We start from the raw sequence: 21,244 nt of genomic DNA, 5'->3' as shown, positions 1-21,244 counted from the left end.
TGGCCTCCTTTACACGCGCTCATCGAACAGTTGGTTGAACTCCATGAACGCAGCGAAAAAGTCGAGTGACTTCTTGCTTGGGATTTCGCGGATGACTTCGTTGTGCGTATCCACGATTTGAATATAGTAGTCGTTCAGTTTTTCATGTTTCATAAACTTCAAGCCGGTACGTTGTTGCTCGAGTACCAAGTTCGCCTTCTCGACGGCCGCCTCTAACTTTGTGACGTGTTGAGGCGTCGGCAAGATGACGATGCCTTCATCGGCGAGTTTCGCTTGATTCGCTTCGACGAACACGTTTTTCGTTTGTTCATACGGCAAGACGGAAGAAGGTAGGTGAAGCCGGACTTCAGAAATGGTCGGGTTCATTTGCGTCTACTCCTCTAATCATTGTTCTCATGGACTATATCGGTAGAAATCAGGTCAATTTGTAGTGCTTTGACGAAATGGTTCTCGTTTCTTTGCTTCTAAATAGGTGACCCGGGCTTGTAAATCATGAAATTGTTCCTGTAACTGCACTCGTCTTTTATCTCCGCAAGTCGTCGCTTCAATCGCGATGGACCGCATCGTCCGCAATAAGTCTTCTAGTTCGTCTAATCGCTTTTGTTCGGTGTAGACGACCTCCAGCTCTTCTATCAAATCCTTGCCCATATAAACACCTTCTCTCTTCCTATGTATCGACGTGTCAATCAAAAACTTGATATGAGCTAATGAATTATTGAATCAGGTCGTGCAAATAAATCGGGAATACTTCATGTGAGGAAACTAATCTACAAAGGAGAGAATCAGAATGGATTGGGAAGGATTATCCGACGAACAAGTAGCGATTCTAGTTGCTAGTATTTTAGGAGATGGAGAAATCACGAAGTGCTATCCATATGATCGACGTGTGAACAACAGTTACCGGGAGCATTTCGGGATGGGGCAGTTAAGTTATCGCCAATGGAAGCAAAAAAAGCTCTCTGACTTATTTTACTTACGAGGAAACAACCTTGTGTCGCGCTCTGTTCCTCTAATGACGAAACTCTTCCCTCATTTTTATCCGGACAATAAGAAACACATCCCGTTCGAGTTGCTTGAAGACATTCATCATCCTTCATTTCTGCTCACACTCTATTTGGACGATGGCTCTCTTCTCCTCAGTAAACGTTTCAATCACAACAAGAAAGAGATTCAATTTACCCCTCATATCGCTTTCTACTTACAAGCCTTCTCGAGACAACAGTTGGAACAGTTAGCCATCTGGATGAAAGCACGTTATGACATCAATGTGCGAACAACAGGCACGCCGAGCGGTACCGGCTATTATTTAAAAACGACGAAAGTGACTGACACATTCGACATTCTGAGTTTATTCGAGCCATATATCACCGAACTTCCAGAATTCACTTATAAACTGTCATGGGAAACACGTCTACAGACCGAAGTAGAGACGTATCAACAAACACATCCGGACTACAAGATTCGCGTCTCTGTTCCCGCTAGACCGTATAGTGACGAAGACATCGCTTTGCTCATCAATTGGAAACAACAGGGCGTGACGGATAAAGAGATTGCCCGACGATTGAACCGTACGTATTGGTCGGTCGTTTATAAATGGCAAGACGTGAAAAACCGTGAAGCATAAGCTCCACGGTTTTTAGTATAACGTTTAAATAATCAATTGCTATATTAACGGAGCAATTGAAGTACAGCCTGAGGCTGCTGATTTGCTTGCAGATGCCCATATTTTTCAATATGGTCTAGACTATATCTTCACCCTTTTACAATATAAATATAGTATATATCATTATTGTAAAATAGGGGCTGGGCACTTCCCTCGCCGTTGTCGAGGTACGGATCTCATAACCATGGACGTTATGTCGTTAGGTCGTTCATCCTAGTCGTTGAACCTTCATCACAGTTTCCTGACAGATGCTTGGCTGCTGATTGTCCAATCCCTTCCTTTTTTCAAAACGTTCACGCTCACCGTTTCCAGTCACGTTGTCGTAAGGAGGGCTCTAAGGAGTCCCAGCAATTCACCCAGTTGTACTCTTATCCGTTACCAGATAAGACGCCCGTAAATCTTACCGAAGAAGTTGAAGAACTGCTTCTGGTTGAGATTTAGATTGAGCCAACATTGCTTGCGCAGCTTGGTTGAGGATGTTGTTCTTCGTGAAGTTCATCATCTCTTTCGCCATGTCTACGTCGCGAATGCGTGATTCTGCAGCTTGAAGGTTTTCAGCTCCAACGTTCAAGTTGTTGATCGTGTGCTCGAGACGGTTTTGAGTAGCTCCTAACTTTGATCTTTCAGATGTTACTTTTTGAATAGCATTATCAATAACCTTAATAGCAACATTAGCTTGCGATTGAGTTTCAACTTTCAAATCTTTGACACCTAACGCAGAAGCGCTCATGCTGTTGATATCTAAAACAAGACTCTGATCAGTATTTGCTCCGATTTGTAACGTGGCACTTCCATTTGAACGCGTCTCACGCGCTTGAACTGTTTCAGAAAAAGCTGAGAGAGCATTAGTTGCAGCTTGACGAATGTTATTGTTAGCATCTTTAACAGTAACAGTGAAACCATTTATCGCACCAGTAGAACCAGTACCAGAAGCAGAAATGTTTAAGCTACCAGATGCAACTGCGACAGTAGCCGTATTAGTGTCATTAGTGGTACCATCTGTTGTTCCTAATGCTGCAAGAGTACGTGAAGCAGGAGTTTCACCTCCATCACTCACATTAAATGTGTTAGTAACTGTAGTTCCATCTTTAACATATGAAACAGTAATTGTGTCGCCCATCTCAATCCCTAACGAGTTTCCGTCTTTGTCAAGTAAGGCGGTGAGTGCTGTACCGGCAGCTACATTGGTAGAAGCATTTGTTACACGAAGTTGATCATTACTTGTAGTGTTAGCCTGAGCAGTAGTGGCTTTAGACATAGATCCATCTAAAAGATTTTTTGAGTTAAATTGTGTCGTAGTTGAAATTCGGTCAATTTCTTTTGTCAACTGAGTCATTTCATCCTGAATATTTTTACGATCGACGTTAGTATTTGTATCGTTTCCTGATTGAACAGACAACTCGCGCATCCGCTGAAGAATGTCGTGACTCTCATTTAGTGCCCCCTCAGCAGTTTGAATCATCGAAATTCCATCTTGCGAGTTACGTGTAGCTTGTTCAAGACCACGAATTTGTCCACGCATTTTTTCAGAGATTGCGAGACCTGCTGCGTCATCACCAGCGCGGTTGATGCGAAGACCTGAAGACAATTTCTCCATCGCTTTTCCTGTTTGTGCTGTGTTGAATGACATGTTACGGTGTGCATTCATTGCGTTTAAGTTGTTGTTAATAATCATTTTAATTTCCCTCCATAGGTTAAAAGTTTTTCCGCTCTTCCAAATCCATTTGTCCGAGCATACAAGGTTTAGGCCGGCCCCTCACCTTGTATTAGTTGGAACGTTTTAGCGTTTCCATACTCTATATCGGAGCCATCTCAAATCTGTTTAGTGTTTTTATCAACTTTCTACTCGATTTTCGTAGTTTCTTACTTTTGAATAGAAAAACGACCCATCGCTGGGTCGTGTCTCCTTACACTTCAACTTTCACTTGCTCCGTCTCATTCTGCAAACTTTCCGCGACGCGCACAAGCTCCGTCATCGCGCCGTTCACTTCCCCGAGACTGGCTGCCTGCTGGCTCGCCGCCGACGTGACTTCTGTGGCGTAACGTGACGCCTCTTCGACCATGCCGACGATGCCGGCCGAGTTCGTGACGACCGAGTCGATCTGGCCGCGCGACTCATCTAAGAGCGCATCGACCGAATGGACGTGGCTGTACACTTCGTTCGCCGAGTTGTGAATCGTCGCGAATGCACCGCCCGCCTTCTCGACAAGACCAACCCCTGTCTCCACTTCCGCTTTCACGTTCGCCATCGAGGACGATGTATCGCCGACGAGACGTTTGACGTCGACAATCAAATCCGTGATTTCTTGCGTCGAGTTGGCCGTCTGTTCGGCGAGCTTCTTGACCTCGGCCGCGACGACCGCGAACCCGCGTCCGTGCTCTCCGGCTCGTGCCGCTTCAATCGACGCGTTCAACGCCAAGAGGTTTGTCTGTGCTGAAATGTCACTGATGACGTCCGTAATCCGTGAAATCTCACCTGTCATTTCCGTCAACTTGCTGTTGAGCGTCGATGACTGTTCGACTTTGCCGGCAATCGCGTGCATCGCATCGACCGACGACGAGGCGAGTCCTTTCCCGCTCTCGGCTTCTTGTTGCATCTCACTCGCCGCATTCAAAGCCGAACCCATCTCTTGACGGATGTTCTCCATCGTCCGCGCGACCGCTCCAAGCAAGTCCATCGAGCTGTATGTCGCACTGACGTTGTCTTCAAGCATCTTGTTCAATGCGTCCATCGCTTGGCGGATGTTCTCGCCAGCCACGTTCCCTTCTTGAACAGCCGCAGCGATCTCTTGTGCGGACCCTGTCAACTGATCCGCCGTGTAGCGCATGTTCGTGCCTTGCTCCCGCAAGTGTCCGACCATGTTGTCCATCGAGAGAAGCAAGCGGCCCATCTCCGAGCGGTCGTTCGTCGACTCGTTCGCGAATTCGACCGTCAAGTCGCCGCTTCCGACTTGGACCGCCTTATCCGACGCCGACTCGATGGCCTTGAGCGGACGGCGCGCGATCAAGTAGATGACGATACTGCCGATGGTTGAAATGAGAAGCGACACGGCCGTCCCGACTAGCATGACTTGACCTTTTTCCATCTCGAGCTCCGTGAGCAATAGAAGCGTGATGTACCCGACCGAACCGCCCGTCACGATGGAAGTGACCAAAATCCACGCGAGCAGCTGGGTCGTAAAGTTTTTGAAAATCTTCACTATAAGTTCCTCCTCTGTGTAATTCATCACCTTCTATATCGTCTCATTGGAAGCTTTTGTATAGCGTTTTCAGTTGAACGTTTGGTCAATGAAAAAACGCCCTCCACATGGAGAGCGTCAGCTTAAAACGGGTCTTCTTTTGTCGACACACGCGACCGTTCCCGCGTCGTCATGAGCGCATCGATTGCGAGTGCAATCGCCGCCGCCCAGTGGAGCAGCATCCCGACAATCGGGATAAAGCCGAGCACCGACGCCGTGATGCCGACAATCGGACCGAACGACAATCGGTTCAGCCTTGTGAGCGACAAGACGAGCACGACGATATGGAACGCGAGCATGAAGCCGAGCGGCGAGTAGCCCATGCTGATGATGAACAGACCGCCGAGGATCGGGATCCCGAGGAACGCCTCAAACGCCGCCCCGAGCCATTTCAAATTTCTGACCATGCTGTCACCTCACAGTTCTAATAGGTAAAACTCATATCCGCCATTTTCTGCGAAACCGGCCCGCTTGTAAATCTCGAGCGCGGCCTTATTCTCGGTCTCGACGTCGAGTTCGAGCTTCGTCCGGCCCATGCGGAACAGCTGCTGGACCATCTGCTTCAACATCTTCGAGCCGTAGCCTTTGCCTTGCTCGCTCGCCCGGACACCGAACGCGTGGATGCTGCCGGCGTCGTCGCCTGAGAGGAGCGCGCGGATGACACCGACAGGACGCCCTTCGACTTCACCAATGTACGTCACGCGGTCCGGCGTGTCGATTTGGCGATAGATGTTCTCCGTCACATCAATCGGGTCACCGAACGCCTCAGAGAGCGTCTCGATGATGAGCGGACGGTCGGCGTCCGTCGCCTCGCGGAGCGACACCTCGTTCGGCTTCAAGAACAGTTCCGCCTTCTTCAAGACGAGGTTGTACTCGGAGAACCGATACGCCGCACCAAGGTGGTCGACGACCGCCTTACCAGACTTCGATTTCCGATCGATGACGAACGTGAACGCCTCGCAGCCGTTCGCTTTCGCGTCCCGCTTCGCCGTCTCCAAGAGCGCCTTGAACACACCTTGCTTCCGGTAATCCGGATGGACGAGCGCGTTCACTTCATATTCGTTCTCGAGATACGGGAACAACATCAAATACCCGACGAGCAAATCGTCCGCGTAAACCGCGTAGTCGTTCTGTCCGACCGCCTCATGGCCGACTTTGACGTCGATTCCGTCAAACGTGTTGACCGCTTCTTCGAGCGCCCGCACGTCTTCTGGTTGTCTCACTTCTTCTACTGTATAGTTCATACCATCACCTCGCCTTTATTGTAGCACAACAAAAAGCCCGCCGAAGCGGGCGGACTCATAACGTGCGGAACTCGAGCTCCGGGAGCGTCTCGAGGAGCTCCGTGATCTCATCCGTATGCGCCTCGGCACCCGGCACGGCTTCAGTCGGTTCGACCCAGAAGAACGTCTTGTCGCTCGCACCGAGGTAGTTGCCGTAGCCGACTTCCTCCGCGAACGCCTCTTCTGACAACTCGCGGTCGACGAGGTCCAAGTGGAACAACAACTGGTCGTCGCCGCCTTCGAGGTTGTAGTAGAGGTCGAACGTGCCGTAGCTCGCCTTGTCGCCGATATCGGTCACGTCTTGCGACTTCTCGATATAGACGTCCCCGCGTTCGATCGCCGCGGCAATCTTCGACGGGAGAATGATCTCATAACCGAGGGCACGGTCGCGAATCGTCTGCGACGTGTCATCGGTGCGTCCCCGGGACGAGACGACCCCGACCGTTGCGACAAGGGCCCCGGTCACGCCGAGCGCGACGGCCCACTTCAATGTTTTGTTCATAGAAATGCACTCCTCTTTAGTCTGCCATGACACGATTATCGCACAAAACGCAGGAAAATCATTAAATATTCTGAAAAAATGTTTCGGGATGCGTTGACGCACGTTCCCCAATCCCATACGATAAAAGTATCGCATTATAGAAAAGAGGAACCGACATGTCTAACGAATCCCAATTGTCACGGGCGCAGCTCGACGCGCTCTTAAAAAACGTCTTCGCCCTTCAAATCCCGGTCATCGAGAAGTTCATGACCGATCTGTTCAAACAGTACGTCTCGACGGCGTCCACGTTCAAGCAGGACATGGACACGATGAAAGCGACTGACTGGCATAAACAGTTCTTCGGCCAGAAGGCGATGCCGCACCTCTTCATCGAGAACCTCGGCTTCGGCGCCTCGTTCCGTCACCAGGAGCAAGACAAAATCGTCAAGATCCCGGAAAACATGACGATCGTGAAGCCGGACTCGGACGCGCAAATCGAAGAGATCTTGCAGAACCTCGACAAGACGCTCGCGTCGATGCCAGCCATCAAAAACAAAGGGCTCGTCAAGAAGTTCTATAAAGAGACGCTCGAACTCGTCTGCCAGCTCGGCAGCCGTACGGGTATGATGGACGATTTCTACGCCAAAGTCAAAGGCAGCCTCACAAAATCGTAACTGACAAACCCACGTCCGCGTGATATGCTCCCCAATAGGTAGACAGACGAAATAACAAATCTGTTTATCTGATTGGGGAGTGTTTTTTTATGGCGAGAAGTCGGCATACGATCGAACAAAAATTGAGTGCGCTGCGCATGATGGAAGAAGAAACATATACTTGGAAAGAAATCATGGAGGCTCATGGCGTCTCTAGGCACACCCTCCAGGTGTGGAAAGTGAAATTCGATACCGTTGGGATCGATGCGTTGAAGGAATCGAAGGCATGGAAACTGTACACCAAGGAACTGAAAATCGCGGCCGTCCGCGACTATCTCGAGGGGTTCACTAGAATGGAGGTACTCTCCAAGTATCAGATCAGTGATTGGTCTGTTCTTCGTAAATGGATTAAGAAGTATACTAGTCATAGCGAGTTAACAGATTCGAGAAAAGGGATGGATCGAGCTATGACAAAAGGAAGAAAAACTACATTCGAAGAGCGCCTTGAGATCGTGAAATACTGTTTGGAGAATGGACGCAACTACCAGCAGACCGCGGAACAATATCAGGTGTCCTATGCCCAGGTGTATGGCTGGATCAAAAAGTATGACACGAACGGGGCAGAAGCGCTCCTAGACCGCCGTGGTCGTACGAAGCCAGAGGACGAACTAAGCGAAGAAGAGAAGCTGAAACGCCGGATCCAGCAAATGGATCTTGAGAACGAACTTCTTCGTGCGGACATCTTGTTTCTAAAAAAGTTAGAGGAGATCGAGAGGAGGTCATGATCAGCCAGGTACGGCTACAGCAACGATATATCGCCATCAAAGAATTGAACGAAGAGGAGGCCCTTTCGATCGTGCTCCTCTGTCGAGTCGCCGGCATCTCACGGGCGGCCTATTACAAATGGTTGAATCGCACCATACCGGTGCGTCAAGAAGAGAACGAGAAGCTTCTGGAGGACATCCGTCTACTCTATGACCAGGCGAACGGCACATACGGGTACCGTCGGATCACGATGACGATCAACCGGCTGCGCCGGCAACAAGGCCTGTCCCCGTTCAATGAAAAGCGAGTCTATCGCTTGATGCATATCCATGGGATCCAATCGGTCATCCGCCGGAAGCGGAAGAAGCATAAGAAGTCAACGCCGCAGCACGTGGCCGAGAACCTGATGAACCGAGAGTTCAGCGCGTCCCGACCGGACGAGAAATGGTGCACCGACGTCACCGAGTTCAAATATGGTGCCGGGAAGAAGGCATACCTGAGCGCGATCATCGACCTGTATGACGGCTCGATCGTCGCCTATCGCATCGGGAAGTCCAACAACAACGCTCTCGTCTTCCAGACGATGATGCCGGCCATCGCGGGGCTCCGTACAGGAGCACGTCCGATGATCCATAGCGACCGAGGGTTCCAATATACCTCGAGAGGGTTCAAACGAATGGTAGAAGACGCGGGAATGACCCGCAGCATGTCCCGGGTCGGACGTTGCATCGACAACGCCCCGATCGAGAGTTTTTGGGGCACCTTGAAAGTGGAGATGTACTACTTGCGTGAGTTCCAGGCCTATAGCGAACTCACAACGGCCATCGAGAACTACATATCGTTCTACAACCACGATCGTCTCCAGAAACGACTGAACGGCTTGAGCCCTGTCGAATACAGGTCTCAAGCCGCTTAGGCTGGTTTTCATTATTTACCCTGTCTACTTGACGGGGAGCAGTTCAGCGGACGTGGGTTCTTTTTAATGCTTCCCTTTCGGCTCAAACGTCGCGATCCGTTCGACGCCGGCCAAGATCGGCTTCGCCTGATTGATCAATTGTTTTGTCGCCGGGAGCGCGAGTGACTGCTGATGGGCATCCGCGCTTGCCCACACCTCGTAAACGATGATGGCGTCGTCATCGAGCGAGGCACTCACCCGATATGCCTCGCATGCCGCCTCCTGCTCCATCGCCGTGGCTGCTTCAAGTAAAATCGATAGTAACGTCTCCCGCTCTCCTTGCATCGCGGTCAATTTGCCAATCAGTCCATACGCCATCATCATCCTTCCTTTCCGTAACGGTCAATCGCAACTGGCTTCTCCATCACCTTGAGTGAGGCTCGGCTATGCAACGTGACCCCTAGCATGACGATCCCGATCCCTACGAGCGACAGCCCTGACGGCAGTCCCGCCTGTAAAATCAAAATCTCGCCGACGAGCGCGAACAGCACCTCGAGCGCCTGTGTCGCCTCGACCGTCGCGAGCCGGCCCATATCGTGTTTGACGAGATCGGTCGCCTTGAAGAAGAGCACCGTCGCGATGACACCGGAAAGTAACGCGACGAGGAGCGTCTGTGACACTTGCGCCCCCGATGGCGTCCCGGTCGTCAGCCCGTAACCGAACAACAGCAGCCATACCGGGAGCGAACCGATACACATGCCGAGGATACGCTCGAACACGTCGAGGTCGGTGTGGGCCATCATCTTCCGGTTGCCGAGCGGATAGGCGAACGCGGCGACGAGCACCGGCAAGACGCCGATCAAGAGGAAGCGCGGCTCGAACGCCTGTAAAAACTCGACTTGCATGAGGACGACGCCGAACAGGATGATTCCGGAGAACCGGAGCGCCGTCCACGGAATCTGTTCACGTGTCCCGTCCGCTCGTTTGAAGAGCGGCGATAAGAGCGCGCCAGCGAGGATCGTCACTTGCCACGTTCCCGCGATGAGCCAAGGCGGTGCCTCGACGGCGGCGATACAGATTGGGACGTAAAACAAGCCGAATCCGACCGTCCCCCAGATGAGCCACGGCATCGGGTCGTCTGCGAGTGCCTTTCGCACGCGCCCTAATCCGCCGCGCATGGCGACGACGAGGACGAGGAGTGGAATCATGAATAAGAAGCGGAGCGAGGCGCTATACGCCCAGTGACCGCCCCCGATATGCATGGCTTCGTTTAAGACGAACGTGCTCGCGAAAAAGAGCGCGGCGAACACGCCGAGGATGAGCGGACGCATCGCATCCCTCCTTTCTGAATCCCCACTAGTTCCATACGTTGTGTCAGATTCCCTGCCTCGACTGCTTAAAACGCTGTGAGATTTGTTATACTGTTTAAAAAAGGAAAGGGGCGGATGTCTATGCAGCGTCCACCGATGCCTTCCCCGTCACCGGAGGAAGTGACGCGCTTGAAGCGCGAACATAACCCGATCAAACGGACGGAACTCGTCGCCAAAGGACTCCTCCTCTTGTTCGGCGCCCTCATCTTCGCCATCGGGCTCGAGGCGTTCCTCGTCCCGAACCAAATCATCGACGGCGGCATCGTCGGGGTGTCGATCATCGTCTCGTACTTGTCCGGCACGAAACTCGCCATCTGGCTCGTCCTCTTCAACTTGCCGTTCATCTACTTCGGCTATCGTCAGATCGGGAAGACGTTCGCCGTCGTCACGTTGACGGCGATCCTCCTCATGTCGGGTTTCACGATTCTGCTACATAACGTCGAGCCGTTCACGGACGACCTGCTCTTGTCGACCGTCTTCGGCGGCTTCTTGCTCGGCGTCGGCATCGGCCTCGTCATCCGCGCCGGCGGTTCGCTCGACGGGACGGAGATTTTGGCCGTCGCTTTCACGAACCGATTGCCGTTCTCGGTCGGTGAGATCGTCATGTTCTTCAACATCTTCATCCTCGGGACGGCCGGCTTCGTCTTCAGCTGGGACCGGGCGATGTACTCGCTCCTCACGTATTTCATCGCCTTCAAGACGATTGACGTCGTCCTCGAGGGGCTCGACCAATCGAAGGCGGCGTGGATCATCACGACGTCCCCGGACGATGTCGGTCAGGCCATCATGGACCGGCTCGGCCGCGGCGTGACGTATCTGCACGGGGAAGGGGCATTCACGGGCGACGGGAAGAAAGTCGTCTTTACGGTCATCAGCCGACTCGAGGAGACGAAGCTGAAAGACATCCTCGACGACTATGACGACAAGGCGTTCCTCGCCATCGGCAACATCCATGACGTCCGGGGCGGCCAGTTCAAGAAGAAGAATATCCACTAAAAAAATCGGCCGCGGCCGATTTTTTGTTTACCCGATTTTCACTTGGTCGCGCCCGTCCGCCTTCGCCTCATAGAGCGCCGCGTCGGCCCGCTCGAACACGACCGTCCCCGGTTCGGCGTTCGCGACCGACACCCCGACCGAGATCGTCATCGGAATCGGTTGGCCTTCGAACGTATACGTCGTCTCACGGACCGCACGGACGAGCCGTTCGGCGAGTTGTTCGGCGTCATGCGCGTTCTCGGTCACCATGACGAACTCTTCCCCGCCGTAACGTCCGACGAAGCCAGCTTCCGGACAATGTTCGCGGAGCGTCGTCCCGATTCGACGCAACACCGCATCCCCGGCCCGGTGGCCATATGTATCGTTCAACTATTTGAACCGGTCGACGTCGATGACGAGGAGCGCCCATGGGAGGCCCGACGCCTCGACGTCGTTCAACCGTTCGAGCGTCATATAACGGTTCGGTAGCCCTGTCAACAAGACGGCCGCGACCCCCATCGCGAGCCCGAACCATACCCGGACAGCGAGCGGCGACGCCACTTGCACTGGCAACACGTGCCGCATCAAGTAAAGCGTGAGCGACAAGACGAGATAGATGATACTGATATTGATAAAGAAAATATTGACAACTTGACCCAAACGACCGCACCCTTTCCCCGAAATTCCCATCCATCGTAACGCATGATCAGGGCGACTGTCATCCGTTAATAAGCTACACCAATGAAAAAAGCCGAAAGCTCACGCCTCCGACTTGTTTTGCATCATCTGTCTCATCAAATTCGCACTGTCCCGGGCCGACTCGTTCTCGGCCTGCATCTGGACGTACACTTCATGACGATGGATGTCGATATGGCGCGGCGCGTCAATCCCGAGCTTCACTTGGTCGCCCTCGATCGCGAGCACCGTCAGCGTCACGTCGTCGCCGATATGGATCGCCTCGCCTTGTTTTCGTTTCAATACGAGCATCAGCGCACCTCGCTTTTCTGGCCGCCGAGCGGGAAGCGCGCCGGGTAGGCATCGTCTAGGATGACTTGTTTGCCGCGGCGCTCGTTCGTCTCGATGACGATCGGGGCCTTCAAGTTGAGCGTCGACGTCTCGAACGGTTCGCGGAGCGTGACGATGGCATACACCGACACGTGTTCCGCCTCGTCGATGCCGAGCTGGTCTTTCGCCCCGTCCGTCAACTCGAACGCGTAATCCGGCTTATGCCAGAACGGGTTCGTCACGACGAAGGCGCACGCCTTGTCCTCGAGCGACTGGAGCGACCAAAACGGCAGGTCGTCGCCGTACGGGATGAGCGCGAACTTCTTCGATTCCGGGAAGCCCGGGATCTCACTGACGAACGAGATCGTCTCTTCTTCTTTCACTTCGATCTTGCCAAAATAATCTGTCTCAATGAACATGGATCTTCCTCACTTTCAACGCGTCTCATCATACATCCCACCGACCGCCCACATCTCGAGCGACGCCTGTTGACGGAGCGAGATGTCCGTCGTCCATGGCGTGAACGAGATGTCGGCCGGGGTGAGCGATACATCAATCTGGGCCGGTGTCACGTTCCACTCGATTTTGACATCCGCCGGCGTGTACGTCAACTTGACGCGGTCAATCGACTTCGGCATGAAATCGAGGTCGACGACCGGATACGGGTCGTTCACTTTGCTGGCGGCGATCTGTGGGATCGGGTTGCCGTTCTCGATCCGCATGAGCTGGTCGCCTTCGCGGGCGGCCATACTCGTCGCCTCGCGCGCCCCTTGTTCGCCGAGCCCGCCGAAATGGCGGCCGAGTTCGAGCGCGCCTTTTAAGTTGCTCTCGCTCCGGGCGACCGACGAGTCGACTTCGAGCGTCCCTTGTGTCGTCCGTTGCGACATCTCGACTTTCCCTTGCGTCATCGAGAGCTCCGCCCGCCCTTGTCTCATCTCGAGCACGGGCCGGTTCGACGTCATCTGGATGGCGGCATGCGTCTGCCGCATCTCAAGCCTCGCGAGATTCATCCGCCGTTACCGAAGGAAGTCGAGGAGCGTCGGCTGGATGATGCGGGCGCCGGCCGAGAGTGCGGCCCGGTGCACCGTCTCGTGGGACTTGAGCTCCATGATGACGCGCTCGATGTCGATGTCCTCGTTGTCCGACATGATCGTCTTCGCGATGATCTCGTGGTCTTGCAGGCGATTGTCGACGAGTTCGAGTCGGTTCGCGCGCGCGCCGAGTTCGGCCCGTTCCGTGATCAAGTTCTGTCCGAGCGTGTCGAGCGTCGCGAGCTGTGCCGACAAGTCGGCCCCGCCTGACGTCTCGTCCCCGAGCAGACGGCTGAGGTCACGGAGCCCTTCGAACAGCTCCCGGCCGAACACCGTCTCCGGCTGCATGTTCACTTGCATCGTGATGCCTTTTGACACCTCGAAGGAAATCTTGCCGCTGTCCGTCGGCACACCGCCCGTATAAATCGAATCGACGTCCGCGGCCGGGTCGGCGAGGAACGCCTTCAGCGCGGCCATGTCGATGAGCGGCTGGTCCGTCTTCGTGCCGTTATAGATGTACTTCTCGCCCGATTTCGCGTTCGCGAGCGAGCCGATATGCTCGACGAGCTGGTCGATCTCACTCTTGATGATGGCGCGCTGCGACGACTCGTACGTGTCGTTCGCCGCCTGCGTCGTCAATTCGCGAATCCGTTTGACGGCCTCGGTCACTTCGTTCAGCGTCGAATCGGTCAAATCCATCCAGCTCGTCGCCTCGCTGACGTTACGGCGGAACTGGTCGACCTCGCGTACCTCGGTCCGGTAACGGATGCCTTGCATCGCGACGACCGGGTCCTCCGAGGCGCGTTGAATCCGTTTCCCGCTAATCAATTGTTCTTGCACTTTCGCGAGCGTGTTATAGCTCGACGACAAGTGCTTCAAGTTCGTCTGTGTGAGCATCGTCTGTGTGACACGCATCAGTCATTACCTCCCTACGATTCCCATGCCGTTGATGATTTTATCGAGCATCTCGTCGACGGCCGTGATGTTCCGGGCCGCCGCGTTATAGGCGTGCTGGTACTGGATCATCATCGTCATCTCTTCATCGAGCGACACGGCGCTCACCGACATGCGGCGCTGGTCCGAGCTCGCCATGAGGGCGAACGTGCTCGCCGCGAGGCGACCACTTTGGTCGGCCGCGACGGCCATGTTGCCGATCACGTTCTGATAGTACTTGCCGATCGACGTGTCGGTCGTGACCGAGCCGTTGAAGGCGAGCGCTTGTGACTTCAAGTTCGCGAGCGCGAGCGCGCCGCTTCCGTCCCCGATGTTGCCGTCTTTGGATGCGGCGATCAAGTCGAGGTTTTTCATGATGGCGTCGCTCACGTTGATCGTGGCGGCACTGTCGACGTTCGCGAAGAAGTCGCTCGTCCCGTCCGCGCCTTTGGCGTCCTTATGTTGTCCGTGTAGCGCGTTGAAAGCGGTGGCGAATTGTTTCGCCATCTCGTCCAAATCTTTGAGCATCGTCGTGAAGGCTCCATCGATTCCTTCCGGACCAGTGGCTGACCCGTACATTTCAACGAGCGCTTTCCACTTCCCGTTCGGCATGTCGGCGTGCGTCAAGTTTGTCGAGACACCCGCCGCGTCTGTCATCGTCAAGTTGTCGAACTTGCCGATTCCGCCCGTGATGCCGTCGACGAGCGTTACATCCTGTCCATTGATGGTGACACGGATGTCGATTCGGCCTTCAGCGACGCGTTGCGAGTTCCCGCGTGTCTCGCCGTTCAAGTAGTCGACCGGGACGCGTTTGAAGTCGATGTATTGGGCGAGCTCGTCCATGTAGCGGTCGCGCTCGTCATAGAGCTCGTTCGGCAAGACGCCGAGCGGTTCCGAGTCCCCGATTTGACGGTTGACGTTCGCGATCTTCGTCATGAGGTCGTTAATCTTCTTCACGACGACGTCGGCTTCTGACTTCAAGTCGTCCTGGACTTTCGAGAGTGACGACGACATGTAGTTGAACGTCTCCGTGAGCGTCATCGCCCGTTGGCGCACGACACTGCGCGCGCCCGTGTCGTCCGGGTTGACCGACAAGTCTTGGAGCGACGCCCAGAACAAGTCGAGCGACTTGGCGAGACCGTTCTCCGACGGCTCGTTGATGATATCTTCCATCCGGCCGAAAGCGGCCTGTTTCGTCGCGTAAAAGGCGTTCTTCACCGACTCATCGCGATACTGCTGGTCAATCATCAAATCGCGAATCCGGGCGAGCGTCTCGCCGCGGACACCGGTGCCGAACTGTCCGGCCTTCGTCCCACCGAAGTTGACGCTCAGCTGTTCGGTCATGCCGATCGTCAGGCGTTGGCGTGAATAGCCCGGGTTAGAGGCGTTGGCGACGTTGTTGCCGGTCGCCTGGAGCGCCCATTGGTGTGTCGAGAGGCTCCGCCGTGCCGTCTCCAATCCCATAAATGTTGAACCCATCAATCTTCCCCCTTATACGTCGCGGCTGAACGAGCGTGTCTCGAACGCTTGTTGGCCGTAAGTGAAATCGTCTGCGTCTGGCATGAGCATGTCGAGGTGCCAGTTGATATAGTTGAGCGACTGTTCGAGTAGCGCGGCGTTCAATTCGTTCTGCCGTTTCAGTTCGAACAAGACCGGTCTGAGTGCTTCTTTCTCTTCATCGTCCAAAACGAGCAAACCTTGAAGTCGTTCCGCTTCTTTTTGTGCGATTTGCCGGACGAGTTTCGCTTCTTCCTTGACGAGCGCCGTGAAGGCGGGCATGTCGCCTTTGATCAAGAGCTGTTCTTTCTCGTAGGCGAGTTCGAGTAACCGTTTATGTAGTGTGAGCATAAGTCTCTCCTTTTTCCAAAAAAAGAGCCGACTAAAAAGGGGTCCCCTCTAGTCAGCTTCCGTGCCGTGTTATCCGTGCGAAGGCCTCAAGCGGACCTTGCTTCCATTCATCCTTGTAGAAAGCGTTTGGCGATGTCGCGCGCGTCCCGTGAATACGTCCCTGCGTCAATCTCGGCCTTCAAGGCGTTGATCTTCTCAAGGCGTTCCGGATGTTTCACCGGTTCTTCAAACCGGGCGCGGGCTTCCGCCGATATCGATAGTCGGTCCGTTTGGCGTGTTGGCTCGGGCTTCGTCTCGGCTTGCGTTTTCTTCTCGTACGTGTGTGGTAAATGTACCCACTTGGCAGAATCGATGCGCATGCGTATCCCCCCTCTTGATGTTAGTCCAAACGATAAGCGCGAGCGCTTGGTTTCGTGATGCTCTGTTGTAAACTGTGCAGTTCTTGCTGCATGTCGGTCTGGCAACTCGTACAAACTTTTCCGGCGTTCGTCGGTTCCCCGCACCGGACACAGCTGATGGCGAGACCTGGGTTGTCCTTGATGATCAGGCGTCCTTCATGGATATATCGCGTGATATCAAGCTCGGAGACGCCTGTCGCTTCGACGAGGGCCCCGATCGTGGTCTCTCTATTGTCTGGTTCACGGATGAAGTCGCGCACTTTCAAGAAGTTTTGAAAGTCGACTTCCCCGCAGGACGGGCAGTAAGGCGAGCGGCCTTGTTTCATGAACAGGCGTCCGCACTTTTGACACGTTGTGGCTTCCATTGTCCTTCACCTCTGCCTTTTATATCGGACGCGTTTTTGATTTGTTTAGCGCCCGGAACAAGCAAACGGCAGAAACTTCTCGGTAGCCCGCATGTTTCAACGTGAGCGCCGCCTGATGGAGCGTCGTCCCTGTCGTATAGACGTCGTCGACGAGAACAATTTTCTCACATCGGACTTCGGTTTGTATAGCGAACGGGTTTTGACGGTGCCGCCTTTCTCCTTTCCCAAGTTCGCGTTGACTCAAAACCTCTGTCTTTTGAAGTAGCGGCCGCGTCGGTCCGATGGCACGGGCGAGCAGTTCCGCCTGATTGAAGCGTCGCTGCTTTAATCGCTCCTCGCCGAGCGGAATCGGTACGTACCACACGCCTTTCTCATGACACGCCCGGAGGACCGGCTTCACGTGTTCGACGAGCGCCACGTCCCCGCCGAACTTGTACCGGTGGAGCCAGTTCGCCCCGGCCTCGTCATAGGCGTAGAACGAGCGCACGGTCAAGTCGAGACCGAGGGCGAGCCAGCGGATGCAGTCCGGGCACGTCTTCTCGTCCTCGGTCGGATGCCCGCATCTCGGACAGCCCGGCACGAGCGGGGTGAGTGACGTCTCGCAGTCCGAACAGACCCAGTCACGTTTGAACAACGTCGACGGCGTCCATTTGACATTGAGCGGTTTCCGACAGACGAGGCAGTTCATCGGCGATTCGCCCGTTCAAGCGCTTCGATGGCCCGGTCTTGACGCCACGTCCGCTCGTTGTAGAAGAAGACGACGTCCCCGGTCGGCGCGTCCGGTTTTCGTCCGGCCCGCCCGGCCATCTGGATGAGACCGCGCGAGGTGAAGAGCACATGTTCACTCTCGATCACGGCGACATCGACCCCGCGCACCGTCATGCCCCGCTCCCAAATCGACGTCGCGAGCACGATGCCGTTCGTCGAGGCGAGCCACTCGAGCGTGTCCGTCCGCTCGTCCGTGTCGGCCGAGACCATGCGGACCGTGAAGCCGGCATCGGTCAAGCGTGCCCCGTAACGGACGAGGTCGGCCTTCGTCGGCACGAACAAGAGCCGCGGCGTCTCCCTCTGGCAGAACGCGATGATCGCCTCATCCGTCTGTCTGACGAGCGTCGGGACGGGCAAGTCATGCCCGTGATAGCGCCGGGACAAGTGGACGGTCGGGAACTGACGCTGCCAGACGGTCGGGGTCGCCGTCACGAACAAGAAGACGCCTTTCCCGGCGCGTCGAATCGTCCACCAGAGCGACAAGTCAAAGGCGAACGGGAATGCGTCCGACTCGTCGACGAGCACGTAGTCGAAGACGTGTTTCAAATTCAATAGGAGCGGTGCCGTCGCGACGGTGATCATCCCGACCGTGTCTTTCTCCCCACCGCCGTAACGCCTTGTGATCGGGACGGAGAAGGCGCGCTCGAGTCGGTCGGCCCATTCGATAGCGACATCGCGACGCGGTGAGACGATGAGGACACGCTTCCCAACGTTTACGACGCGTTCGATGACCGGGAACGCCATCTCCGTCTTGCCGGACCCACAGACGGCGTGGACGAGGCCGGACGTCTTCGTCTCCCACCACTTCAGGAGCTGTTCGCTCACATGTTGTTGGCCGTCGCTCAAGTCGAACGGCATGACGAGCTCGGTCGGCTCGACCGGCGTCGTGACGTCGAGTTCTTTTAAGAAGTCACAGCGGCATACCCGACCGAGGTGGAGACAGTTGCGGCAATAGCTGCAGCTACCGTGAAGACACGTGAAACCCCGGACGTCGGTACTCAGGCAGCGTTGGCACATGCCGAAACGGATGGCGCGTTGCCCGTCTGGATGGATGACGAGTTGTCCCATGAAATCAGTCCTTTTTCTCTGACGCTATCAGGTTGACTGGTTACATGACACACGAGTTATCGTCCGTAAGTCGACGCCTTTCGTTCTTTAGGCGGATGTGTTCAAATACGCAATCGATTACGATGATGGAAGAAACAGACTTTTTTAGTGATGAAGTGGTATGTATGCGGCGTTTTCTCGGGACGCTGATCGGAGCCGGGCTCATCCTGTACGGGGTCGGTACGCTCCTATCACACACATTGTTCGGTGACCCGCGAGATGAACAGCGAGCAATCGCGACGGCGGAACAATACGTCACGACGAACTATCCACATATCGAGGTATCGGCGGTACACGCTGGGCTACAGATTTGGGGGAGCGATGCGTACGTCGTCACATTTGCATCACAAACGAGCGAGGACACACAGTTTGATGTGGTCGTAAACGGGGATGGCGCGATTATCAACGATTACTATGATGACGTCCTGTCCGGGACGGTGACGTTCAATCGGCTACATGAGGAATATCACCCGCTCGTGGAAACAGCCCTCCGCTCGCTCCCGTTCGACTATGAGTTGTATGAAGAAGTGTTGACCATCTATGAAGGCGAAGGTTCGGCCGAGGAGGCGCTCGACCCGGCGACGCTCATCCTCGACCACCCGTACGACATCAAACAAATCGGACGCGATCACGGTTCCCTCGTCATCTGGATTGAAGGCGAAGATGCGACGGCGCAACATGCGAGTGAACGGATGCGTGACGTCAAACGCGTGCTCGACGAGGCCGACGTGCCGTTCCGGACACTTCTCATCTCGATTCAAGACGGGAACAAGTCATTCTATTCCGGACGCGTCAACGCGGAAGACATCGATCAGGAAGGTTTGGCTGACCGACTGCAACGAAATCATAAAGAATGGATGGAAATGGAATGACCGACGGGTAGACTAAACCTCCTCGCTTCAGAAACATCGTCGCCCCGCATTGATGGAACGACAAAAGGTTCACCCGCAACAAACGCGGATGAACCTTTTATTATGCCTCTTTGACGTCAGGATGGACGATGAGACGGACCCGTTCGACGTGATGCTCTGTCATCTCGAGGATGGTGAGCATGTAGCGGTCGAACTCGAACGTCGTCCCGACGCTATTCTCGTCCCGGTTGACTTGGAGCCAACCGCCAAGCGTATCGATCTCCTCGGCGTTCTCGAACGTGAGGCCGAAGCGTCCTTCGAGCTCGTCGAGGCGGACGCGGGTGTCGATGTCGTACGTCGACGCATCGACCGTATGGATCGGGTCGACCTCGTCCTCATCGAACTCGTCACGAATCTCGCCGACGATCTCTTCAAGCAAATCTTCGAGCGTGATGAGGCCGGACGTGCCGCCATATTCGTCGAGGACGATGGCGATATGCGTCCGCACCTCGCGCATCTGTTTCAATGTATCTTCTAACGGTGTCATCTCGTGGACGACAGGCAACTCTTTCACGTACGCCTTCAAATCGACAGAAGGCTGCATCGCCAAGCCCATGAGCACTTCCTTGACGTTGATGTAGCCGATTAAATGGTCCTTGTCCCCGCCTTCCATGATCGGATAACGGGTGTACTGGCTGTCGGCGAACGTCGCGAGCACTTCGGCGCGCGTCGCCTCGATGTCGATCGCCTCGACTTTCGTCCGCGGCACCATGACGTCTTTCGTGACGTGCTGGTCGAACGAGAAGATGTTTTGCATCATCGCGAGCTCCGTCTGATTGATCTCCCCGCTTTGAAAGCTTTGCGTCATGATGATCTTCAACTCTTCTTCCGAGTGCGCTTCTTCGTGCCCAGCCGGCTTCACCCCGAACAAACCGAGGAGAAGACGCGCCGATCCGTTCAACAACCAAATGAACGGGAACATGATGCGTCCGAACCAAAACAGCGGTCGGGCAAAGATGAGCGTCATCCGCTCCGCATATTGAATCGCGAGCGACTTCGGTGCGAGCTCGCCGATGACGACGTGTAGGAACGTGACGATGGCGAACGCCGTGATGAACGAGATGACGGACGCGAGCGACGCCGGGATGTTGAACTCATTGAAGAGCGGCGTCAGTAACCGGACGACCGACGGTTCCCCAAGGAAACCGAGACCGAGCGCCGTCACCGTGATCCCGAGCTGACACGCCGATAAGTAGTAGTCGAGGTCTGAGGCGACCTTCTTCGCGAGCACGGCCGACTTGTTCCCTTCGGCGACCAATTGATCGAGCCGAGACATCCGGACCTTGACGACCGCGAACTCCGAACCGACGAAGAACGCCGTGAGCGCGATCAATAACGCAACGAGTGACAACAACAACCAAATCGGGCCATCCACATCTCCGCCGCCAGCCCCAGCGGCCATTACCTGTGTCGAGTATATCCTGTCCACATTTTCCTCGAATAAATCGAGTGACACCTCCATAGTGTATAAAATTTTATAGGGTCGTATGAACACGACACCATTAAGAAATAATCTACCACGAGAAGCCGACTTTCGGCAATGAAAAAGATAGC

General features: G+C 54.8%; 27 protein-coding genes. 5 read left to right on the top strand and 22 right to left on the bottom strand.

The annotated features are described in order from the left end of the window. Window positions 1-9: 9 nt before the first annotated feature. Window positions 10-366 carry a flagellar protein FlaG gene (locus tag KB235_RS05965; RefSeq protein WP_211780735.1) on the bottom strand — a complete coding sequence of 119 codons (357 nt, stop codon included), beginning with the start codon at window positions 364-366 and terminating at the stop codon, window positions 10-12. Window positions 367-420: 54 nt separating this feature from the next. Beyond that, the gene (locus tag KB235_RS05960; protein WP_211780734.1) at window positions 421-648 is read right to left on the bottom strand and encodes a hypothetical protein; all 228 of its coding nucleotides are present in this window, start codon (window positions 646-648) and stop codon (window positions 421-423) included. Window positions 649-787: 139 nt separating this feature from the next. On the opposite strand from KB235_RS05960, the gene KB235_RS05955 reads away from it, so the two are divergent. Then, entirely contained in the window at window positions 788-1,624 is an 837-nt protein-coding gene (locus KB235_RS05955; RefSeq protein ID WP_211780733.1) for an endonuclease, read from the top strand. 439 nt (window positions 1,625-2,063) lie between these two features. Here the strand turns inward: KB235_RS05955 and KB235_RS05950 are convergent, their stop codons facing one another. From KB235_RS05950 to KB235_RS05930, 5 genes are all read right to left on the bottom strand, one after another. After that, window positions 2,064-3,338: a flagellin N-terminal helical domain-containing protein gene (locus KB235_RS05950; protein WP_211780732.1), complete on the bottom strand. Its 1,275-nt coding sequence runs from the start codon at window positions 3,336-3,338 to the stop codon at window positions 2,064-2,066. Window positions 3,339-3,570: 232 nt separating this feature from the next. Then, window positions 3,571-4,863 carry a methyl-accepting chemotaxis protein gene (locus KB235_RS05945; RefSeq protein ID WP_211780731.1) on the bottom strand — a complete coding sequence of 431 codons (1,293 nt, stop codon included), beginning with the start codon at window positions 4,861-4,863 and terminating at the stop codon, window positions 3,571-3,573. A gap of 122 nt (window positions 4,864-4,985) precedes the next feature. Then, on the bottom strand, window positions 4,986-5,309 hold the full coding sequence (locus tag KB235_RS05940) for a hypothetical protein (protein ID WP_211780730.1): 324 nt from the start codon (window positions 5,307-5,309) through the stop codon (window positions 4,986-4,988). Window positions 5,310-5,318: 9 nt separating this feature from the next. Next, on the bottom strand, window positions 5,319-6,146 hold the full coding sequence (locus KB235_RS05935; RefSeq protein ID WP_211780729.1) for a GNAT family N-acetyltransferase: 828 nt from the start codon (window positions 6,144-6,146) through the stop codon (window positions 5,319-5,321). 55 nt (window positions 6,147-6,201) lie between these two features. Further along, window positions 6,202-6,687 carry a hypothetical protein gene (locus tag KB235_RS05930; protein ID WP_235193363.1) on the bottom strand — a complete coding sequence of 162 codons (486 nt, stop codon included), beginning with the start codon at window positions 6,685-6,687 and terminating at the stop codon, window positions 6,202-6,204. A gap of 155 nt (window positions 6,688-6,842) precedes the next feature. Here KB235_RS05930 and KB235_RS05925 point away from each other — a divergent pair, with 155 nt between their 5' ends. Further along, complete coding sequence (locus KB235_RS05925; RefSeq protein WP_211780727.1) at window positions 6,843-7,340, top strand: hypothetical protein; 498 nt, start codon at window positions 6,843-6,845, stop codon at window positions 7,338-7,340. Window positions 7,341-7,429: 89 nt separating this feature from the next. Next, window positions 7,430-9,000, top strand: a protein-coding gene (locus KB235_RS05920) for an IS3-like element ISEnfa5 family transposase (protein ID WP_211780503.1) whose coding sequence is annotated in 2 segments (ribosomal slippage) — window positions 7,430-8,069 and window positions 8,069-9,000 — 1,572 coding nt in all. Because the reading frame shifts where the segments join, the coding sequence is not laid out codon by codon here. Window positions 9,001-9,063: 63 nt separating this feature from the next. On the opposite strand, the gene KB235_RS05915 is transcribed toward KB235_RS05920, so the two are convergent. Continuing rightward, window positions 9,064-9,357, bottom strand: coding sequence for a putative quinol monooxygenase (locus tag KB235_RS05915; RefSeq protein WP_338032659.1), 294 nt, complete (start codon window positions 9,355-9,357; stop codon window positions 9,064-9,066). A 2-nt stretch (window positions 9,358-9,359) separates the two neighbouring features. Next, window positions 9,360-10,310 carry a DMT family transporter gene (locus KB235_RS05910; RefSeq protein ID WP_211780726.1) on the bottom strand — a complete coding sequence of 317 codons (951 nt, stop codon included), beginning with the start codon at window positions 10,308-10,310 and terminating at the stop codon, window positions 9,360-9,362. A 120-nt stretch (window positions 10,311-10,430) separates the two neighbouring features. Here KB235_RS05910 and KB235_RS05905 point away from each other — a divergent pair, with 120 nt between their 5' ends. Beyond that, window positions 10,431-11,345 (top strand): YitT family protein, encoded by a 915-nt coding sequence (locus tag KB235_RS05905; protein WP_246514369.1) that lies wholly within the window; start codon window positions 10,431-10,433, stop codon window positions 11,343-11,345. 27 nt (window positions 11,346-11,372) lie between these two features. On the opposite strand, the gene KB235_RS15640 is transcribed toward KB235_RS05905, so the two are convergent. From KB235_RS15640 to KB235_RS05850, 12 genes are all read right to left on the bottom strand, one after another. Then, window positions 11,373-11,714 (bottom strand): GGDEF domain-containing protein, encoded by a 342-nt coding sequence (locus KB235_RS15640; RefSeq protein WP_246514368.1) that lies wholly within the window; start codon window positions 11,712-11,714, stop codon window positions 11,373-11,375. Next, window positions 11,715-11,984: a nucleotidyl cyclase domain-containing protein gene (locus tag KB235_RS15635; protein WP_246514366.1), complete on the bottom strand. Its 270-nt coding sequence runs from the start codon at window positions 11,982-11,984 to the stop codon at window positions 11,715-11,717. It lies immediately after the preceding gene. 99 nt (window positions 11,985-12,083) lie between these two features. Then, complete coding sequence (gene csrA / locus KB235_RS05895; RefSeq protein ID WP_024370483.1) at window positions 12,084-12,311, bottom strand: carbon storage regulator CsrA; 228 nt, start codon at window positions 12,309-12,311, stop codon at window positions 12,084-12,086. After that, a complete protein-coding gene (fliW, locus tag KB235_RS05890; protein WP_211780725.1) occupies window positions 12,311-12,748 on the bottom strand; it encodes a flagellar assembly protein FliW in 438 nt (145 codons plus the stop codon). Before fliW ends, csrA begins: the two co-directional genes overlap by 1 nt. A 15-nt stretch (window positions 12,749-12,763) precedes the next feature. Next, the gene (locus tag KB235_RS05885; RefSeq protein ID WP_246514364.1) at window positions 12,764-13,318 is read right to left on the bottom strand and encodes a DUF6470 family protein; all 555 of its coding nucleotides are present in this window, start codon (window positions 13,316-13,318) and stop codon (window positions 12,764-12,766) included. 27 nt (window positions 13,319-13,345) lie between these two features. Further along, window positions 13,346-14,275 (bottom strand): flagellar hook-associated protein FlgL, encoded by a 930-nt coding sequence (gene flgL, locus KB235_RS05880; RefSeq protein WP_211780723.1) that lies wholly within the window; start codon window positions 14,273-14,275, stop codon window positions 13,346-13,348. Window positions 14,276-14,281: 6 nt separating this feature from the next. Continuing rightward, complete coding sequence (gene flgK / locus KB235_RS05875; RefSeq protein ID WP_211780722.1) at window positions 14,282-15,772, bottom strand: flagellar hook-associated protein FlgK; 1,491 nt, start codon at window positions 15,770-15,772, stop codon at window positions 14,282-14,284. 12 nt (window positions 15,773-15,784) lie between these two features. Further along, window positions 15,785-16,141 carry a flagellar export chaperone FlgN gene (gene flgN, locus KB235_RS05870; RefSeq protein ID WP_211780721.1) on the bottom strand — a complete coding sequence of 119 codons (357 nt, stop codon included), beginning with the start codon at window positions 16,139-16,141 and terminating at the stop codon, window positions 15,785-15,787. Window positions 16,142-16,248: 107 nt separating this feature from the next. Next, window positions 16,249-16,500, bottom strand: coding sequence for a flagellar biosynthesis anti-sigma factor FlgM (locus KB235_RS05865; RefSeq protein WP_034815907.1), 252 nt, complete (start codon window positions 16,498-16,500; stop codon window positions 16,249-16,251). A gap of 20 nt (window positions 16,501-16,520) precedes the next feature. Further along, entirely contained in the window at window positions 16,521-16,904 is a 384-nt protein-coding gene (locus tag KB235_RS05860) for a flagellar protein (protein ID WP_034808221.1), read from the bottom strand. Between the two features lie 19 nt (window positions 16,905-16,923). Further along, a complete protein-coding gene (locus KB235_RS05855; protein ID WP_211780720.1) occupies window positions 16,924-17,592 on the bottom strand; it encodes a ComFC family protein in 669 nt (222 codons plus the stop codon). Then, window positions 17,589-18,740 carry a DEAD/DEAH box helicase family protein gene (locus KB235_RS05850; protein WP_211780719.1) on the bottom strand — a complete coding sequence of 384 codons (1,152 nt, stop codon included), beginning with the start codon at window positions 18,738-18,740 and terminating at the stop codon, window positions 17,589-17,591. Before KB235_RS05850 ends, KB235_RS05855 begins: the two co-directional genes overlap by 4 nt. A 164-nt stretch (window positions 18,741-18,904) precedes the next feature. Here KB235_RS05850 and KB235_RS05845 point away from each other — a divergent pair, with 164 nt between their 5' ends. Continuing rightward, the gene (locus KB235_RS05845) at window positions 18,905-19,651 is read left to right on the top strand and encodes a hypothetical protein (protein WP_211780718.1); all 747 of its coding nucleotides are present in this window, start codon (window positions 18,905-18,907) and stop codon (window positions 19,649-19,651) included. A 100-nt stretch (window positions 19,652-19,751) separates the two neighbouring features. Here KB235_RS05845 and KB235_RS05840 read toward each other — a convergent pair whose 3' ends face one another. Beyond that, window positions 19,752-21,065 carry a hemolysin family protein gene (locus KB235_RS05840; RefSeq protein WP_211780717.1) on the bottom strand — a complete coding sequence of 438 codons (1,314 nt, stop codon included), beginning with the start codon at window positions 21,063-21,065 and terminating at the stop codon, window positions 19,752-19,754. Between the last annotated feature and the right edge of the window lie 179 nt (window positions 21,066-21,244).

It is taken from the genome of Exiguobacterium alkaliphilum (assembly GCF_018138125.1).
GTDB lineage: Bacteria > Bacillota > Bacilli > Exiguobacteriales > Exiguobacteriaceae > Exiguobacterium > Exiguobacterium alkaliphilum.
Note: the sequence above shows the minus strand (reverse complement) of the source record. Positions and strands in the feature narration are given on the sequence as shown.

Bases quoted from the DNA above. Each gene is read 5' to 3' on its own strand.
- KB235_RS05965 (WP_211780735.1), bottom strand. From the start codon at position 366: ATGAACCCGACCATTTCTGAAGTCCGGCTTCACCTACCTTCTTCCGTC.
- KB235_RS05960 (WP_211780734.1), bottom strand. From the start codon at position 648: ATGGGCAAGGATTTGATAGAAGAGCTGGAGGTCGTCTACACCGAACAA.
- KB235_RS05955 (WP_211780733.1), top strand. From the start codon at position 788: ATGGATTGGGAAGGATTATCCGACGAACAAGTAGCGATTCTAGTTGCT.
- KB235_RS05950 (WP_211780732.1), bottom strand. From the start codon at position 3,338: ATGATTATTAACAACAACTTAAACGCAATGAATGCACACCGTAACATG.
- KB235_RS05940 (WP_211780730.1), bottom strand. From the start codon at position 5,309: ATGGTCAGAAATTTGAAATGGCTCGGGGCGGCGTTTGAGGCGTTCCTC.
- KB235_RS05935 (WP_211780729.1), bottom strand. From the start codon at position 6,146: ATGAACTATACAGTAGAAGAAGTGAGACAACCAGAAGACGTGCGGGCG.
- KB235_RS05930 (WP_235193363.1), bottom strand. From the start codon at position 6,687: ATGAACAAAACATTGAAGTGGGCCGTCGCGCTCGGCGTGACCGGGGCC.
- KB235_RS05925 (WP_211780727.1), top strand. From the start codon at position 6,843: ATGTCTAACGAATCCCAATTGTCACGGGCGCAGCTCGACGCGCTCTTA.
- KB235_RS05915 (WP_338032659.1), bottom strand. From the start codon at position 9,357: ATGGCGTATGGACTGATTGGCAAATTGACCGCGATGCAAGGAGAGCGG.
- KB235_RS05910 (WP_211780726.1), bottom strand. From the start codon at position 10,310: ATGCGTCCGCTCATCCTCGGCGTGTTCGCCGCGCTCTTTTTCGCGAGC.
- KB235_RS05905 (WP_246514369.1), top strand. From the start codon at position 10,431: ATGCAGCGTCCACCGATGCCTTCCCCGTCACCGGAGGAAGTGACGCGC.
- csrA (WP_024370483.1), bottom strand. From the start codon at position 12,311: ATGCTCGTATTGAAACGAAAACAAGGCGAGGCGATCCATATCGGCGAC.
- fliW (WP_211780725.1), bottom strand. From the start codon at position 12,748: ATGTTCATTGAGACAGATTATTTTGGCAAGATCGAAGTGAAAGAAGAA.
- KB235_RS05885 (WP_246514364.1), bottom strand. From the start codon at position 13,318: ATGCGGCAGACGCATGCCGCCATCCAGATGACGTCGAACCGGCCCGTG.
- flgL (WP_211780723.1), bottom strand. From the start codon at position 14,275: ATGCGTGTCACACAGACGATGCTCACACAGACGAACTTGAAGCACTTG.
- flgK (WP_211780722.1), bottom strand. From the start codon at position 15,772: ATGGGTTCAACATTTATGGGATTGGAGACGGCACGGCGGAGCCTCTCG.
- flgN (WP_211780721.1), bottom strand. From the start codon at position 16,141: ATGCTCACACTACATAAACGGTTACTCGAACTCGCCTACGAGAAAGAA.
- KB235_RS05865 (WP_034815907.1), bottom strand. From the start codon at position 16,500: ATGCGCATCGATTCTGCCAAGTGGGTACATTTACCACACACGTACGAG.
- KB235_RS05860 (WP_034808221.1), bottom strand. From the start codon at position 16,904: ATGGAAGCCACAACGTGTCAAAAGTGCGGACGCCTGTTCATGAAACAA.
- KB235_RS05855 (WP_211780720.1), bottom strand. From the start codon at position 17,592: ATGAACTGCCTCGTCTGTCGGAAACCGCTCAATGTCAAATGGACGCCG.
- KB235_RS05850 (WP_211780719.1), bottom strand. From the start codon at position 18,740: ATGGGACAACTCGTCATCCATCCAGACGGGCAACGCGCCATCCGTTTC.
- KB235_RS05845 (WP_211780718.1), top strand. From the start codon at position 18,905: ATGCGGCGTTTTCTCGGGACGCTGATCGGAGCCGGGCTCATCCTGTAC.